16 protein-coding genes are annotated in these 14,420 nt (G+C 42.5%); 11 read left to right on the plus strand and 5 right to left on the minus strand.

Going from position 1 to position 14,420, the window contains the following annotated elements; genetic code table 11:
• The first annotated feature begins 34 nt into the window (after positions 1 to 34).
• The 6 genes from PP181_RS01650 to PP181_RS01675 all read left to right on the plus strand — a co-directional run bounded on the left by PP181_RS01650 (position 35) and on the right by PP181_RS01675 (position 3,788).
• Positions 35 to 499, plus strand: a complete 465-nt coding sequence (locus tag PP181_RS01650) for a hypothetical protein (protein WP_272635733.1) — start codon at positions 35 to 37, stop codon at positions 497 to 499.
• Positions 496 to 969: a hypothetical protein gene (locus PP181_RS01655; RefSeq protein WP_272635734.1), complete on the plus strand. Its 474-nt coding sequence runs from the start codon at positions 496 to 498 to the stop codon at positions 967 to 969. The genes PP181_RS01650 and PP181_RS01655 overlap by 4 nt, the downstream gene beginning before the upstream one ends.
• A 126-nt stretch (positions 970 to 1,095) precedes the next feature.
• Entirely contained in the window at positions 1,096 to 1,533 is a 438-nt protein-coding gene (locus PP181_RS01660) for a GNAT family N-acetyltransferase (protein WP_272635735.1), read from the plus strand.
• Positions 1,534 to 1,701: 168 nt separating this feature from the next.
• Positions 1,702 to 3,126: a M20 family peptidase gene (locus tag PP181_RS01665; RefSeq protein WP_272635736.1), complete on the plus strand. Its 1,425-nt coding sequence runs from the start codon at positions 1,702 to 1,704 to the stop codon at positions 3,124 to 3,126.
• A gap of 131 nt (positions 3,127 to 3,257) precedes the next feature.
• On the plus strand, positions 3,258 to 3,533 hold the full coding sequence (locus tag PP181_RS01670; protein ID WP_154917551.1) for a hypothetical protein: 276 nt from the start codon (positions 3,258 to 3,260) through the stop codon (positions 3,531 to 3,533).
• Between the two features lie 63 nt (positions 3,534 to 3,596).
• A complete protein-coding gene (locus tag PP181_RS01675) occupies positions 3,597 to 3,788 on the plus strand; it encodes a cold-shock protein (RefSeq protein ID WP_138256449.1) in 192 nt (63 codons plus the stop codon).
• A gap of 68 nt (positions 3,789 to 3,856) precedes the next feature.
• Here the strand turns inward: PP181_RS01675 and PP181_RS01680 are convergent, their stop codons facing one another.
• On the minus strand, positions 3,857 to 4,300 hold the full coding sequence (locus PP181_RS01680) for a nucleoside deaminase (protein ID WP_272635737.1): 444 nt from the start codon (positions 4,298 to 4,300) through the stop codon (positions 3,857 to 3,859).
• A 76-nt stretch (positions 4,301 to 4,376) separates the two neighbouring features.
• Between PP181_RS01680 and PP181_RS01685 the strand changes: the two genes are divergently transcribed.
• Entirely contained in the window at positions 4,377 to 6,164 is a 1,788-nt protein-coding gene (locus tag PP181_RS01685; RefSeq protein WP_272635738.1) for a 1-deoxy-D-xylulose-5-phosphate synthase, read from the plus strand.
• On the plus strand, positions 6,161 to 7,288 hold the full coding sequence (locus PP181_RS01690; RefSeq protein WP_272635739.1) for a DUF3078 domain-containing protein: 1,128 nt from the start codon (positions 6,161 to 6,163) through the stop codon (positions 7,286 to 7,288). Before PP181_RS01685 ends, PP181_RS01690 begins: the two co-directional genes overlap by 4 nt.
• Here the strand turns inward: PP181_RS01690 and dgt are convergent.
• The gene (dgt, locus tag PP181_RS01695; RefSeq protein ID WP_272635740.1) at positions 7,285 to 8,628 is read right to left on the minus strand and encodes a dGTP triphosphohydrolase; all 1,344 of its coding nucleotides are present in this window, start codon (positions 8,626 to 8,628) and stop codon (positions 7,285 to 7,287) included. The two genes, PP181_RS01690 and dgt, sit on opposite strands and share 4 nt — an antisense overlap.
• A 176-nt stretch (positions 8,629 to 8,804) precedes the next feature.
• Here dgt and PP181_RS01700 point away from each other — a divergent pair, with 176 nt between their 5' ends.
• The 3 genes from PP181_RS01700 to PP181_RS01710 all read left to right on the plus strand — a co-directional run bounded on the left by PP181_RS01700 (position 8,805) and on the right by PP181_RS01710 (position 12,327).
• Complete coding sequence (locus tag PP181_RS01700) at positions 8,805 to 9,188, plus strand: carboxypeptidase-like regulatory domain-containing protein (RefSeq protein ID WP_272635741.1); 384 nt, start codon at positions 8,805 to 8,807, stop codon at positions 9,186 to 9,188.
• Positions 9,189 to 9,368: 180 nt separating this feature from the next.
• Positions 9,369 to 11,639 carry an inorganic phosphate transporter gene (locus PP181_RS01705; RefSeq protein ID WP_272635742.1) on the plus strand — a complete coding sequence of 757 codons (2,271 nt, stop codon included), beginning with the start codon at positions 9,369 to 9,371 and terminating at the stop codon, positions 11,637 to 11,639.
• A complete protein-coding gene (locus tag PP181_RS01710) occupies positions 11,590 to 12,327 on the plus strand; it encodes a DUF6503 family protein (protein ID WP_246160813.1) in 738 nt (245 codons plus the stop codon). Before PP181_RS01705 ends, PP181_RS01710 begins: the two co-directional genes overlap by 50 nt.
• A gap of 6 nt (positions 12,328 to 12,333) precedes the next feature.
• Here PP181_RS01710 and nadD read toward each other — a convergent pair whose 3' ends face one another.
• The 3 genes from nadD to PP181_RS01725 are packed head-to-tail and all read right to left on the minus strand — an operon-like array spanning position 12,334 to position 14,411.
• Positions 12,334 to 12,918, minus strand: a complete 585-nt coding sequence (nadD, locus tag PP181_RS01715) for a nicotinate (nicotinamide) nucleotide adenylyltransferase (RefSeq protein WP_154917557.1) — start codon at positions 12,916 to 12,918, stop codon at positions 12,334 to 12,336.
• A 51-nt stretch (positions 12,919 to 12,969) separates the two neighbouring features.
• Positions 12,970 to 13,554, minus strand: a complete 585-nt coding sequence (gmk, locus tag PP181_RS01720) for a guanylate kinase (RefSeq protein WP_138256456.1) — start codon at positions 13,552 to 13,554, stop codon at positions 12,970 to 12,972.
• Positions 13,554 to 14,411, minus strand: coding sequence for a YicC/YloC family endoribonuclease (locus tag PP181_RS01725; protein ID WP_272635743.1), 858 nt, complete (start codon positions 14,409 to 14,411; stop codon positions 13,554 to 13,556). The genes gmk and PP181_RS01725 overlap by 1 nt, the downstream gene beginning before the upstream one ends.
• Positions 14,412 to 14,420 lie beyond the last annotated feature (9 nt).

Below are 14,420 nucleotides of genomic sequence, written 5' to 3' on the forward strand. Positions count from 1 at the left end.
ATATAAACAAGTTGTAACACATTTAATTTCACCTATGAAATTTTATAAACAAACATTATTTATAGTACTTCTTTTTGTTTCGTGTGCAAATCCATTTTCAGAATTGCCGAAAGAAATAGCTACTTATTTTGAGAAGAATCTTCATGACCCTAATAGCTTTGAAATCGTGGATATTTCCTCCAGCCAATTAAGTTTTGAAGAGTATGAGCTTTTTATAGGCGGAAAACCAAAAGAACTTACTATTGAAGAATATTTGCAGAAGGAATCGGGAATTAAAAAAATACAAGATGAGATTCTACAAGATAAGGACAGTTACCCCATAGTTCATTTACTTCGATATAGAGCAAAGAACAAGCTTGGAGCCTTAGCTTTAAATTCAAAATATTGTGTCACCTTCCCCGACGGTAGGCTTATAGGTTGTTATTCAAATTTTGACGACTATTCAAATGGAATTTATAACGAAATTCTAAAACCCAAAATCGAGCACTTATTATTGTGAACAAAGCGGTAAAATATACATACCTAACAATTGGAATAAATCTTTTGATTGCAATTTTGATTTTCCTTTGGCTTTTGACTGGAGCTAAAAACCCAATAAAAGATTTAATTGACTTTATCTTGGACTTTCCTTTAAATTTTGCACTTGGAATTACAGCCTTATTTCTTTCTGGCTACTACATAGCAATTAAAATGCAAAATCTGATTTGCCAACGAAAATGGAATTCTATTCTAGTCGGAATGGTTGGACTTATGGTAATTTTAATTTGTGGAGTTTTTGGCGGTTCAACCGTTGGATTTGTTGAAGAGGGACTTATGAATAACGACAGTGTTTACGAAGCAGTTGTTGATTACTACTACAAGCCATTCTTTTGGATACTATTATTTGGCTTTATTCCGACTTTTATAGCAGGAGGTCTTTTGGGTGGACAAATAAAAAAAACGTGTTACAACAAGGGCTATAATTTATAGCTGCAATTCGTTAACTTCAAACTATAAAACCATCAACGGCTGGATTTGCCACGGCTGGAAATCTAACGATTTCCAACGCCGCCACAAATCATAGCCGGACCGTTAGCAACAAGCTATAGTACTCACATGGAAATAGAAATTGAATTTACTATTGAATCTTGCAAAAAAGAAAATATAAAGAAAATCGTTGACGGACTTAATGAATACAACCTGAATAAAGTTTCTGCAATTGCTGATATGTGGACTCGTTTGGAGTTTGTAGCAAAAGATAAAAACGGAATTGAGATTGGTGGAATATTGGGTGGACTTGGATATTGGAATGGTCTCGAAATAAAAATCCTGTGGGTAAAAGAAGAATACCGAAAAAAAGGAGTTGGAACTAAAATTTTAAGATACATCGAAAAAATAGCTATTGAAAGAGGAGCGGAATTTTCAATGCTTGACACATTTGATTTTCAAGCAGAGGAATTTTACTTGAAAAACGGATATAAACCAATTGGAGAAATAAAAGGTTTCCCAAAAGGACACAGAAGAATATATTTTTCGAAACAATTAACGCAATAAATAAAAGCCAGTTGCTAACAAAGAACTGAGGTAAAAAAACAAGTTCTTTTAGTTGAATTAAAAACATAATTCTTAGCCTTTGGCAGTTCACTTTTACGTATTGAGCCATTCCAGAATTTCATACCTTTAGAGAGACCAAACAAGTTATTCCTAAACAACCACCACCTTATGAAAAAAATACTACTATTTTTACTGCTGATACTGATTGTCATTGCAAGCATTTTGGTCTTTAACACCCTACAAATGGGCTCCAAACAAGTGGCCCCGGGCACTGCCGAAACTATAGAGCTCCCAGACGATATCTTTCAAAACCTTTCGAAGGGACTGCAATACGAGACCATTTCCTTTAGCGAGGACGCCATTCCGGACTCGACCGCCTTTTTTGGCTTTCACAGGTATTTGGAAGAAACCTTTCCCCTAGTGCATAAAAATCTTTCCCTTGAGAAGATAAATACCTATAGCCTGCTATACACCTGGAAAGGCTCCGATGCTTCCAAGAAGCCGGTTATTTTAATGTCGCACCAAGATGTGGTTCCCGTGGACCAGCCCACACTCGCGGACTGGGAGGCATGGCCTTTTGCCGGTACGATTACCGATACCCACGTCATTGGCCGTGGCACCTTGGACGACAAGGGAACCTTGATCGGTCTTATGGAGGCCGTGGAAAAACTGTTGGAGGAGTCCTTTGTACCCTCCCAGACGATATATTTGGCCTTTGGACACGATGAGGAAGTTGGGGGCAGCAAAGGTGCCGCCGAAATCGCAAAGCATTTAAAGTCAAAAGGCGTTACCGCGGCCATGGCCTTGGACGAAGGCGGATTTTTGGCGGAGAACCTAGTTCCCGGTATTGAGACCGTAGCCATGGTCAACCTGGCCGAAAAAGGATTTGCCTCTTTTAGGCTTATTGTAGAAACCAAAGGGGGCCACAGTTCCCAACCGCCCAAGGAAAATACCATTGGAATGTTGGCAAAGGCCATTGTGGACCTGGAAAACAACCAACTGCCCTACAAACTGGTGAAACCCATCGATTACCAACTGGAATATATGGGCGCGGAACTCCCGTTCTTTAAAAGAATGGCCTTCGCTAACCCTTGGCTGTTCAAGGACCCCATACTGGAAGCATTGAACGCCCACACCACTACGGCCCCTACCATTGTAAGCGGCGGCGTTAAGAACAACGTAATCCCCACGGTAGCCGAGGCGACCATCAACTTTAGGATATTGCCCGGCGAGACGATAGCATCGGTGCAGGAACATATTGAAAACACCATTTCCGATAAGATCAAGGTAGAACCTGTAGGGTTTTTGACCAATCCTTCTGAAGTATCGAGCATCGATTCAGACGCCTATAAAATACTGGAGCAGACCATACGTACCCAATTCTCGAACAGCGTAGTGGTGCCTGGATTGGTAGGGGGAGGTACGGATGCACGGTATTTTTACGAAGTCGCGGACGATGTGTACCGATTTTATCCCATTAGGTTGGGACCGGATAGCATGTCTCGTTTTCACGGAATAGACGAGAAAATCAGCAAGGATAACTACAAGGAAATCATTTCATTTTCCTACCAGCTTATCAAGAATTTCAAGTAAGGTTTTTTTTACCCGACGATTTTTATCCTAACGAACCTTAGCATGCCAATAGGGATTTTGGACCGATTTGCTGCAAACCTGTGTTTTGGTAAACCCGATGGATTCCATTCCATATTTCCTAACTTTGTGCCATGAGGTACCTGATTTTACTTATCGTATTGGCTTCCTTTGGATGTATCGTTTACGGATTTAATCTGGAGGATTCGCAAGAGGCAACGGCGCACAAGTTTATTGGCGGTGGCACGGTAGGGCTTTTTTTGGTGGCCATGCCGCTGTTCTTGATCAAGGAAAGTAGGGGCAAAAAAATGAACGACTATATGCTGACCGAGGAAAACATTCGGAAAATGCAGGGGAAATCGGCAAAAAACACTGAAAATCAAATATTTCCAAAGGATAAAAAAGACTAATTATCTCCTATGTGACCTAAAATTTGCTATTTTTAGGATATTAATTACCTAATTTTTATTGTAATGACTGGCAAAGTAAAATTTTTCAATGAATCCAAAGGTTATGGGTTCATTACCAACGACGACACGGGAAAGGACATTTTTGTCCACGCGACCGCTCTTAACGGAAAAGAGATCAGGGAAGGAGACAAAGTAGAATACGTTGAACAAGAAGGCAGAAAAGGCATAGTAGCGGGACAGGTGACCGTTCTCTAATCATAAGTATTACATTTTGCAGGAACTGTAACCACGCATTGCGTGGTTTTTTTATACATACTTATGGACTACCTCCTTTTTTTTTCGAAAAACCGATGTAAAAGTTCAGATGCCTCGTACTCCAAAATACCTCCTACCACCTCTGTTTTTGGGTGTAAATGCGTACCCATGGCCCTAAATCCCCGTTTTGGGTCCGATGCCGCATAAACAATTTTTGAGATTTGGCTCCAAAAAAGTGCGCCACCGCACATTTGGCAAGGTTCCAAGGTAACGTACAGGGTACAATCCCTAAGGTACTTTCCCCCCAGAAAATTGGCAGCGGCGGTTATGGCCTGCATTTCCGCATGGGCCGTAACATCGTGCAGTTTTTCCGTAAGGTTATGGGCTCGGGCAATGATCCGGTCCTGGATCACGACAACGGCTCCCACGGGAATCTCGTTCTGTTCAAAGGCATGCTCGGCCTCCTGCAAGGCCTTTTTCATGAAATAGGAATCATCAAAAGGTGCGATCATATTTCAAAAATACAATAAGATATACAGGGCCACTACTATTTAAAAACAATTGTTTTGGCGTTTAAAAGAAGTATTTTTGCCACGAATTAAATCCCAATTGGACACACTCTTAGCACATATCAACGCCCCAAAGGACCTTAAAAAGCTGTCCAAGGACCAATTGGCCCAAGTGGTCCGGGAACTTAGGGAATTCATTATCGACATCGTGGCGACCAAGGAAGGGCATCTGGGCGCCAGTTTGGGCGTGGTGGAACTCACCGTGGCACTGCATTATGTTTTCAATACCCCAACGGATAAATTGATCTGGGACGTGGGACATCAGGCATACGGACATAAAATCCTTACGGGCAGAAAAGAGATATTCGGGACCAACAGACAACTCAACGGCATTAGTGGTTTTCCAAAAATGGGCGAAAGTGAATATGATGCCTTTGGAACGGGACATAGCTCCACTTCCATATCAGCCATATTGGGAATGGCCTTGGCATCCAAATTAAAGGAAGAACATCAGAGACAGCACATTGCCGTAATTGGTGATGCTTCCATTGCCAGTGGTATGGCCTTTGAAGGGCTGAACCATGCCGGGGTTACGGACACCAATATCCTTATTGTCCTCAATGACAACGCCATAGGCATAGACCCCAGCGTAGGTGCATTAAAAAAATACCTGACCAATGTAAAAAAGGGAACCGCTAAGGACGAGAACATTTTTGAATGTCTCAATTTCAATTATTCGGGTCCTATGGACGGACATGACCTAAACGCATTGATACAGGAACTGGAGCGCTTAAAAAGCCTTCCTGGCCCTAAATTGCTCCACGTTATCACAACAAAAGGAAGGGGACTGCAAAAAGCCGAAGAAAATCAGGTAACCTATCATGCCCCTGGCAAGTTCGATAAAAAGACGGGGGAACTGCTCAAAAAGAGTGATAGACCGGAGCCTTTAAAATATCAGGATGTGTTTGGGCATACCTTGGTTGCACTTGCCAACGCCAACGAAAGGATCGTGGGAATCACTCCGGCCATGCCCACGGGAAGTTCGTTAAAATATATGATGGAAGCCATCCCGGATCGGGCCTTTGATGTAGGTATTGCGGAACAACACGCCGTTACCATGGCAGCGGGAATGGCGGCAACGGGACTCATCCCCTTTTGCAATGTATATTCCACGTTCCTACAACGCGCCTATGATCAGATCATCCACGATGTGGCCCTACAAAATATACCGGTCGTTTTCTGTTTGGACAGGGCAGGTTTAGTAGGCCAGGATGGTCCTACCCACCACGGGGCCTTTGATATTGCCTATTTGCGATGTATTCCCAACATGGTCCTATGCGCCCCCTTGAACGAAGTGGAGCTGCGCAACATCATGTATACGGCCCAATTGGGATTGGAAAACCCTATTGCCATTCGGTATCCGCGTGGGAGAGGCGTACTTTTGGATTGGGAGCGGCCCTTTGAAGAAATGGAAATCGGTACGGCCCTTGAATTGAAAAAAGGCACGAACATTGCCATCCTCAGTACGGGCACTATAGGCAACAGCATTATACAGGTGCTAAAAGAAATCACGAACGACCAAAGCGTAGGTCATTACCACTTTCCGTTTATCAAACCTTTGGACACGAAACGTATCCATCAAATACTAAAAAATTATATGCATATCATAACGGTAGAGGATGGATCGGCCATAGGTGGTTTTGGAAGTGGTATCCTTGAAGTGGCGAACGATTTGGGCAGTCCAAAAGAAATCAAAGTCTTTGGAATCCCCGATGTATTCATACCCCACGGCACCCAAGAAGAATTATACCAATTGGCACAAATCGATATTCAATCAATACGAACCTATATTGAGAGACTTTTATGAAAGATGTTTTTTTCCATAAATCCAAAGTATTATACTATCTAGTATTTTTCATTTCTGTTACCTCCTATTCCCAGGATACGATACCATCGCCCATAATTGCAGATACCGTTGTAATCGATACCACGGTGGTAGACACTATTGTCATCCGCAAGACACAGGAGAAAATAAGACATGTACCTAGGGGGGTGAATTTGATGAACCCGGTTATCTCCTTTAAACGCACAAAGGCATTAAAGGACAAGTACGACCCTTTTCGCGTACCATCTTTTTGGACGAAGGAAAACCTGTTGGGCATCAACTTGAGCGAGGTGGCTTTTGTCAATTGGAATGCGGGTGGTGACAATGCCATTAGTGGGCTGAGTTTTTTAAAGCTCGTACGGGACTATAAGTTCCGGTATTTTAAGTGGGACAATATCGTTGAACTTCGGTATGGCCTCAACGCCCAGGAAGGACGTCAAATAAGAAAGACCGAGGATGTGATCCGACTAAGCTCAAACGTTGGCTACAGGAGGGATACTATCAGCAATTGGTATTATTCCGTGCAGCTTAACTTCAATACCCAATTTTCGAACGGTTACAAATATCCTGATAGGGATAATCCCATATCACGGTTTATGGCTCCCGGATATTTATTTTTTGGTGCCGGTACTTCCTATATCAGCAAAAACCAGAAGTTCAATCTTTACATGTCGCCCATCACCCAAAAATCCACTTTTGTCCTTGATCAGGATTTGGCAGACAGAGGTTCCTTTGGTGTGGAAAAGGCCATTTTGGATGCAAATGGCAATGTAATTACACCCGGGGAAAACCACCGGTTGGAGCTTGGAATTCTGATTACGCACAAATGGGACTTCAATATTGCCACAAACATCGACGCCAATAGTCGGTTAAACCTCTATACCGATTACCTCAAGAGTTTTGGCAATGTGGACGTGGATTGGGAACTGAACATAAAAATGAGGGTGAACAAATACATTCTTACCACCTTGGGCACACATATCATCTATGACGATGACATCCTGTTTGACGAAATCCAAAACGATGCAGGCATTGTTGTGGATCCCGGCATACCCAAAATACAGTTCAAACAAGTGCTGGGTGTGGGAGTGGCCGTTGACTTCTAAAGCTGTTTTCCCGTTATTTTGTTATGGATATGCACGGCAGAACTGTCCGATAGACTAGCAACATAGCAACAGGTATTCAGCAGTATTTCATAAAGGGAAAGGTCCGTCTTTCTGTAAAATTCCGGCAAGGTCTCCAGCAACAAGTGATGGTAATTGGATGCCGTAAGGTCCCTTTTTTTAACCAGGGCATCGGTATATACCTCTAGGATATCGGCAATAATCTTATATCCGGCAATCTCTTTTTCAATGACCTCCTGGTCCTTGTAGACCTTCTCCACGCTCAGGCTTATGATGTCCCGTATCTGGGCATCGTATTTACTTTTATCCATGAGGGAGGTATCCATAGTACCATTGAGTATATTCTCTTCGTTGTCCATATAAATGGATACCGCATCCTGAATGAGCGTGTTTATGGCCAAGGCCCTTAAGTAACTGATGCGGTCTTCCTTATACTCAAGGGTATTATACTTTTTGGTATTTATGGAGTCCTTGACCAATTTTATAAGGTATTCCAAGGCAAAATCCTCCGAAATCAATCCCAAATTGATACCGTCCTCAAAATCGATGATCGTATAACAAATGTCGTCCGCCGCTTCCACCAAATACGTCAAGGGATGTCTGGCAAAAGAAACATCCGATCCATTTCTAGTCTGGATCAGTCCCAAATCTTGGGCAACGTCCATAAAGGCTTCCTTTTCCGACTGAAAAAAACCAAACTTTTTATCGGAAATATGTTTTGTAGGTTTTTTGGGCAAGGATTCCTTAGGATATTTCATAAAGGCCCCTAAGGTCGCGTAGCTCAAACGAAGGCCGCCAGAAACACCTTCCCTATCCTGTGTCAATAATTTAAAGCCATTGGCATTCCCTTCAAAATCTATAATGTCCTGGTATTCCTTTGGACGTAGGTGCTCCTTGAAAATACGCCCATTACCGTTCTTGAAATACTCGCCAATGGCCTTTTCCCCGCTATGTCCAAAAGGAGGGTTTCCTATATCATGAGCCAAAGCGGCCGCGGCGACAATCGCCCCAAAATCGTTGAACTTATAGCCATGGATTTCGCTTAAGTGCGGGTGTTTCTCCAAAATTTTTTGACCGGCCAACCTACCAAGGCTCCTGCCCACAACGGAAACTTCCAAGCTATGCGTCAATCGGGTATGTACAAAGTCGGTTTTGGACAACGGAATCACCTGGGTTTTGTCCTGCAAGCTTCTAAAAGCTGCGGAGAAAATGATTCGGTCATAATCTACATCAAAGCCCAATCGGGTCTCGTTCTGTTCGTTCCTGATTCGTTTATTTACATCGCCCTTTCTACGCAAGGACAGTAATTGCTCCCAATTCATGATGCTTGTTTAATCCTCGCAAGATACATTTTTTGTGATGTAGAGCGATGAAAAGAGACTAAAACGGGACGGAAATCAACCATTTCCTTAACCTAAAGAAAATAAATAGATAACCAGCACATAACCTTAAGTTAACCTTGCATGTTTTTATTTGCAGGCAAATAAACTATTGATAAATGAGAGTATTATTTTTTGCGATTGCCGGACTTTTCACGACCCTAATGTATGCACAGGTGACCGGATCCGTTCGCGGAAAAATTCTGGACAGCGAAATGTTCAACGAGCCCTTGCTTATGGCATCGGTCTCCTTGAAAAATACCGATTGGTCTGACCAGACAAATTTCAATGGAAATTTCGAGATTACAGATGTGGCCCCTGGCGAATACATAATGGAAATCAACTTTTTAGGGTATGAACCCTTGGAAGTTCCCATTAAAATAAAAGAAGACGAGCAACTGGTAATTCAGGAGTCGCTAAAAGCCAAGACATTGACCATACCTGTAATGGCCGAAACATCCGAAAAAATGACATCGGACCAGTCTATCGAACCCAATTATTGATACCGAAGGACTTCAAAATACTATTTGGTCAATTTTCCGACTATTACGGATTTATTTCCTATTTTCATCTTCAATAACAAAAAGACGGGCATTTACGGTTTGATTCCCACCTGCTTCATAACCTTATTTTAACCTTATTGACGATTTATAATATCATTTTTGCATTTATTTAATTTTTAGATGGGAGAAAACATATACCTCTTCATGATCATTGCTTTGGCCGTTTTGGCCATCACGGATCTGGTGGTTGGAGTAAGTAATGATGCGGTCAACTTTTTGAATTCGGCCATCGGGAGTAAGGCCATTTCGTTCAGGACGATCATGATCGTAGCCAGTGTAGGGATAGCTTTTGGCGCCATTTCCTCGAGCGGTATGATGGAAGTCGCCAGAAAAGGCATTTTTAATCCCGGCGAGTTCGTATTTTCGGAAATAATGATCGTTTTCATGGCTGTAATGATTACGGACATCCTGCTTTTGGATTTCTTCAATACCTTGGGCATGCCCACGTCCACTACGGTTTCCATTGTATTTGAATTGTTGGGTGCCGCCGTTGCCATCTCCTTGGTAAAAATATATGCCGATGAAGGAAGTTTTTCAGATTTGGCCAATTACATAAATACAGATAAGGCCACGGAAATCATCTTGGGCATACTGCTATCCGTTGTTGTGGCTTTTACCATTGGCGCTATCGTTCAGTTTTTCAGCCGTATCCTTATTTCCTTTAAATTCCATGAAAAACCCAAATGGTATGGGGCTATATTTGGTGGTTTGGCTATTACGGGAATCATTTATTTTATTCTGGTCAAAGGTCTTAGTGGAACTTCCATCCTTCCTGAGGCTATAAACCAGTTCATCGATACCCAAGCGTCTTTATTTATTGCAATCAATATTGCGTTTTGGACCTTGGTTTCCTATATGGTTTCCGCCTTTTTGAAATGGAACATTTACACAATCATTATCATTTTGGGCACCTTTGCATTGGCAATGGCCTTTGCCGGTAATGATTTGGTCAATTTTATTGGGGTGCCCTTGGCGGCATTGGAATCGTTCACTAGCTGGAAAAGCTCCGGAATCCTTCCTACCGAGTTCAACATGAAAGGACTTTCTGCGGCCGTACAGACCCCAACCTACCTATTGCTTTTGTCAGGGGTTGTCATGATTATTACCCTTTGGTTTTCATCCAAAGCCAAAAGTGTGGTAAAAACCAGTGTTGACCTATCCAGACAGGATGAAGGAGACGAACGATTTGAACCCAATTTCCTTTCCAGGAATATCGTAAAATACACCATTGTCGCTTCCGAAAATCTAAGTGGAATTATACCGAAAAGTATCCAGGAAAGAATCGACAAGCAATTCCAAAAACCGTACGTATACATTCCAAAGAGCAAGGTAAAGGACCAACCTGCTTTTGATTTGGTACGGGCTTCGGTCAACTTAATGGTGGCCAGTGTTTTGATTTCCTTGGCAACCTCCATGAAATTGCCCTTGTCCACCACCTATGTGACTTTCATGGTGGCTATGGGGTCTTCCTTGGCCGACAGGGCTTGGGGGCCGGAGAGCGCCGTCTACAGGGTCGCAGGTGTGCTCAATGTTATTGGCGGATGGTTCTTTACCGCGTTTAGCGCCTTTACGGCCGCGGCCATAATTGCTTACATAATACACCTTGGTGGCCTTATTGCCATTGGTGCCCTATTGATTTTGGCTTTCCTGCTCATAGGTAAAAACTACCTCTCCCATTCCAAAAAAATAAAGGAAACCAAATTGGAGGAAAAACTACAGCGTGCAGAAAGCAATACGATTATTGGATTGATAGAGGAAAGTTCCTCAAACATTGCCCTTTCGATGAAAAGGGGCAATAAAATCTATACCCAAAGTATCGACGGACTGGCAAAACACGACATAGACACCCTTAAAAAAGGAAAAAAAGGCATCAATAAACTGGACAAGGAGGTTGAGGACCTACGAAATAACATTTTCTATTTTATCAAGAATTTGGACGAATCCAGTGTGGGAACAAGTAACTTTTACATCACCGCTCTGAGTTATTTACAGGATATGACACAATCCTTGGAGTATATTTCCAAAGCGGGATACAAGCATGTCCATAACAACCATAAAAGACTTCGGTTTAACCAAATAAAGGACCTAAAGGAAACCGAGTCGTACGTGGAAGACCTATTCAAAAGCATTCAGGATATTTTTGAGAACAAAAGGTTTGAAAAATTGACACCGCTTCTCATGAATAAACAGGAGCTGCTCAACAAACTCGATGCTAAAATTGCCAAGCAGGTAGAACGCACCCGATCGGACGAATCCAGCCCTAAAAACACCGCCCTCTACTTTAGCCTTTTGCTGGAGACCAAGGATTTATTGACCGCCATTATGAACTTAATAGAGACCTATGAAAAGTATTCAAATTCTAAAGTGGTTTCTTCCAGTACTTTTCTTTAACATTCTTCAAAGCAGTGCCCAAGAAGAACTGACCGGACCCAAATTGTTGGAAAAGGCCATTGCCTACCACGATCCCAATGGAAATTGGAAAAGTTTTAAGGGAAAAATGGCCATTCTCATGTCAACCCCAGATGCGGAAACGCGTAGGACACAGTTGGAATTGAACCTACCCGGCCAATATTTTAAATCGTCCGTACGAAAAGGAAATTATACGGTTGATTATATCATAGACAAGGGCGAATGTGAACTATTGCTGAACAACAGTCCCGTTATTGCCGACACGTACCGGGATAGTCTTCAGATTACGTGTGAGCGGGCTCTTAAAATGAAGGATTACTACACCTATCTCTATGGCCTGCCCATGAAATTAAAAGATCCTGGGACCCTTATAGACCCCAAAGTGGGCAAAAAATCATTTAAGGGAAAAGAGTATCTGGTTTTAAAAGTAAAATACGACGAAGAAGTAGGGAGCGATACTTGGTACTTTTATTTTGACCCAACCAATTACAAGATGGAAGTCTATCAATTCTTCCACGATGAATCCAAAAACGACGGTGAGTACATCCTATTATCGGAAGAAATTACCGTCAACGACATAAAAATGCCCAAAATAAGGGCATGGTACTATAATACGAATGATAAATATTTAGGAACGGACGACCTTGTAAAAGCATACGCTTTGGATTAACCGCTGCTATCTATAAAAATTCATCTCATCCATATACTTCCAAACGGCAGCCGGTAACATAGGTTTGATGTTCTTTCCTTTCTTGTGTTCCCTGCGAATGAAGGTTGAAGAAATTTCCATAATTGGAGCATTTACCCTATGTATTTTGGGATGCTCCTTAAATTTGGATCCCATCTCTCCCTCCGAAATCCTTGGATATACATATAAATCATATCCCTCCAAAATGGCATCATAGTTCTTCCACTTATGGAAACCTTTTAGGTTATCCTCCCCCATTATCAGGCAAAATTGATGTCCATCCGGGTATTTTTCTGATAAATGGACCAAGGTATTGATAGTATAATTGGGTTGGGGAAGTTCAAACTCTATTTTGGAAGGTTTTAACTTTGGATAGTCCTCCGTAGCCTCCAATACCATTTGGTATCTGTGGTGGTTGTCCAGAAGCGATTTCTTCATTTTAAAAGGACTTTGTGGAGTTACCACGAACCAAACCTCATCAAGATCGGAAAACTCCACCATGTGGTTCGCAATGACCAAATGACCGATGTGTATCGGGTTGAAAGTACCAAAATACAGTCCTATCCTTTTCATCGGCATTTCTAGCTAATCATATTAAGAAGGAAAAAAAGCTGTGAGAACGCACTACTCCTTATTCTTAACCCCTACAAAATCCGCGACCAATTCCTCCGCTTCCTTTAGGGCCACTTTTAAATCGTAGTTTTTAATGATCTTATCGAATTGAGGTGCGGTAGCCAATTCTACCGATGCTTTGGCGATGCGCATATTGATTTTATCATCGCTCTCCGTACTTCTTTTTTTCAAGCGTATCTTAAGCTCGTCCACACTGGGCGGCTTTACGAATACGGCCAGGGTACGGTCCGGAAATTTCTTTTTGATTCGAAGCCCCCCAACCACGTCGATGTCAAAAATAACGTTCTTGCCCTGGGCCCATAACCGTTCCACCTCGCTTTTCAAGGTGCCGTAAAAATTGTCGCGATATACTTCCTCCCACTCCAAAAAATCATCGTTCTTGATATGGTTCTTAAACTCCGAAACCGTCATGAAATAGTAGTGCTCCTTATTTTTTTCCTTTCCCCTTCTGGGCCTGGACGTAGCCGATACGGAAAACGCCAAATTCAGTTCTGGGATTCCCAAAAGATGACGTACTATGGTCGTTTTTCCACTTCCGGACGGCGCCGAAAAAATAATGAGCTTTCCTCCTTCCATTATAAAACGTTTAGCATCTGTTCCTTGATTTTTTCCAATTCGTCCTTCATTTGGACCACCAATTGTTGCATGGGGGCGTAATTGGCCTTGGAACCGATGGTATTGATCTCACGCCCTATCTCTTGGGAGATAAAACCCAGCTTTTTACCATTACTGTCACTGGACATCAAGGTTTTTTCAAAATAATCCAAATGGTTGGCCAAGCGTACCTTTTCCTCCGTTATATCGTACTTCTCCAAGTAATAGATGAGTTCCTGTTCAAAACGATTCGCATCTACCTCCACCTTGATATCCTGTACGGCCTTTTCCAATCGCTCCCGCACATTGGCCTGCCTTTCAGGGTCCATGGCCACGACTTTTTCCAACAACCCCTGTAATGCCGCTATTCGCTCCAGAAAGTCCTTTTCAAGGACACTCCCTTCCTCAGACCTGAAGGTGTTGATTTCAGCCAAGGCCCCTTCCAAGGCACCTAAAATTGCCTGGTATTCCTCATCATCAATATCGTCCCTATCCGTTCGCATGGCATCGGGCAACTTTAGGGCCATTTCCAACAACTGAATATCTTGCCCGTCAGCAATGGACTTCAGTTGCTTCATGTACTGCCTAACAACGTTCTCGTTGACCTGGCCTGAAGCCTCATCGCCCGTGATCTCCACATAGAGGTTAAAATCGACTTTACCACGTTGCAGGGAGTTCGCGATCAGCTTTCTAAGCTCCAACTCCTTTTCCCTATAGGCAGACGGCATCCGAGCATTTAAATCGATACTCTTGCTGTTCAAGGATTTAATTTCTACCGTAATTTTCTTAGTTGGAAGCTGTACAACATGCTTCCCGAATCCAGTCATGGATTGAATCATAAATCGAAT

This window comes from Maribacter sp. PR66 (assembly GCF_028464205.1).
Classification (GTDB): Bacteria; Bacteroidota; Bacteroidia; order Flavobacteriales; family Flavobacteriaceae; genus Maribacter; species Maribacter flavus.

What these genes read in the sequence shown, in the direction of transcription:
- PP181_RS01725 (WP_272635743.1), bottom strand. Translation starts at nt 14,411, where the DNA reads ATGATTCAATCCATGACTGGATTCGGGAAGCATGTTGTACAGCTTCCA.
- nadD (WP_154917557.1), bottom strand. Translation starts at nt 12,918, where the DNA reads ATGAAAAGGATAGGACTGTATTTTGGTACTTTCAACCCGATACACATC.
- PP181_RS01700 (WP_272635741.1), top strand. Translation starts at nt 8,805, where the DNA reads ATGAGAGTATTATTTTTTGCGATTGCCGGACTTTTCACGACCCTAATG.
- PP181_RS01650 (WP_272635733.1), top strand. Translation starts at nt 35, where the DNA reads ATGAAATTTTATAAACAAACATTATTTATAGTACTTCTTTTTGTTTCG.
- dgt (WP_272635740.1), bottom strand. Translation starts at nt 8,628, where the DNA reads ATGAATTGGGAGCAATTACTGTCCTTGCGTAGAAAGGGCGATGTAAAT.
- PP181_RS01710 (WP_246160813.1), top strand. Translation starts at nt 11,590, where the DNA reads ATGAAAAGTATTCAAATTCTAAAGTGGTTTCTTCCAGTACTTTTCTTT.
- gmk (WP_138256456.1), bottom strand. Translation starts at nt 13,554, where the DNA reads ATGGAAGGAGGAAAGCTCATTATTTTTTCGGCGCCGTCCGGAAGTGGA.
- PP181_RS01705 (WP_272635742.1), top strand. Translation starts at nt 9,369, where the DNA reads ATGGGAGAAAACATATACCTCTTCATGATCATTGCTTTGGCCGTTTTG.
- PP181_RS01665 (WP_272635736.1), top strand. Translation starts at nt 1,702, where the DNA reads ATGAAAAAAATACTACTATTTTTACTGCTGATACTGATTGTCATTGCA.
- PP181_RS01660 (WP_272635735.1), top strand. Translation starts at nt 1,096, where the DNA reads ATGGAAATAGAAATTGAATTTACTATTGAATCTTGCAAAAAAGAAAAT.
- PP181_RS01690 (WP_272635739.1), top strand. Translation starts at nt 6,161, where the DNA reads ATGAAAGATGTTTTTTTCCATAAATCCAAAGTATTATACTATCTAGTA.
- PP181_RS01670 (WP_154917551.1), top strand. Translation starts at nt 3,258, where the DNA reads ATGAGGTACCTGATTTTACTTATCGTATTGGCTTCCTTTGGATGTATC.
- PP181_RS01680 (WP_272635737.1), bottom strand. Translation starts at nt 4,300, where the DNA reads ATGATCGCACCTTTTGATGATTCCTATTTCATGAAAAAGGCCTTGCAG.
- PP181_RS01675 (WP_138256449.1), top strand. Translation starts at nt 3,597, where the DNA reads ATGACTGGCAAAGTAAAATTTTTCAATGAATCCAAAGGTTATGGGTTC.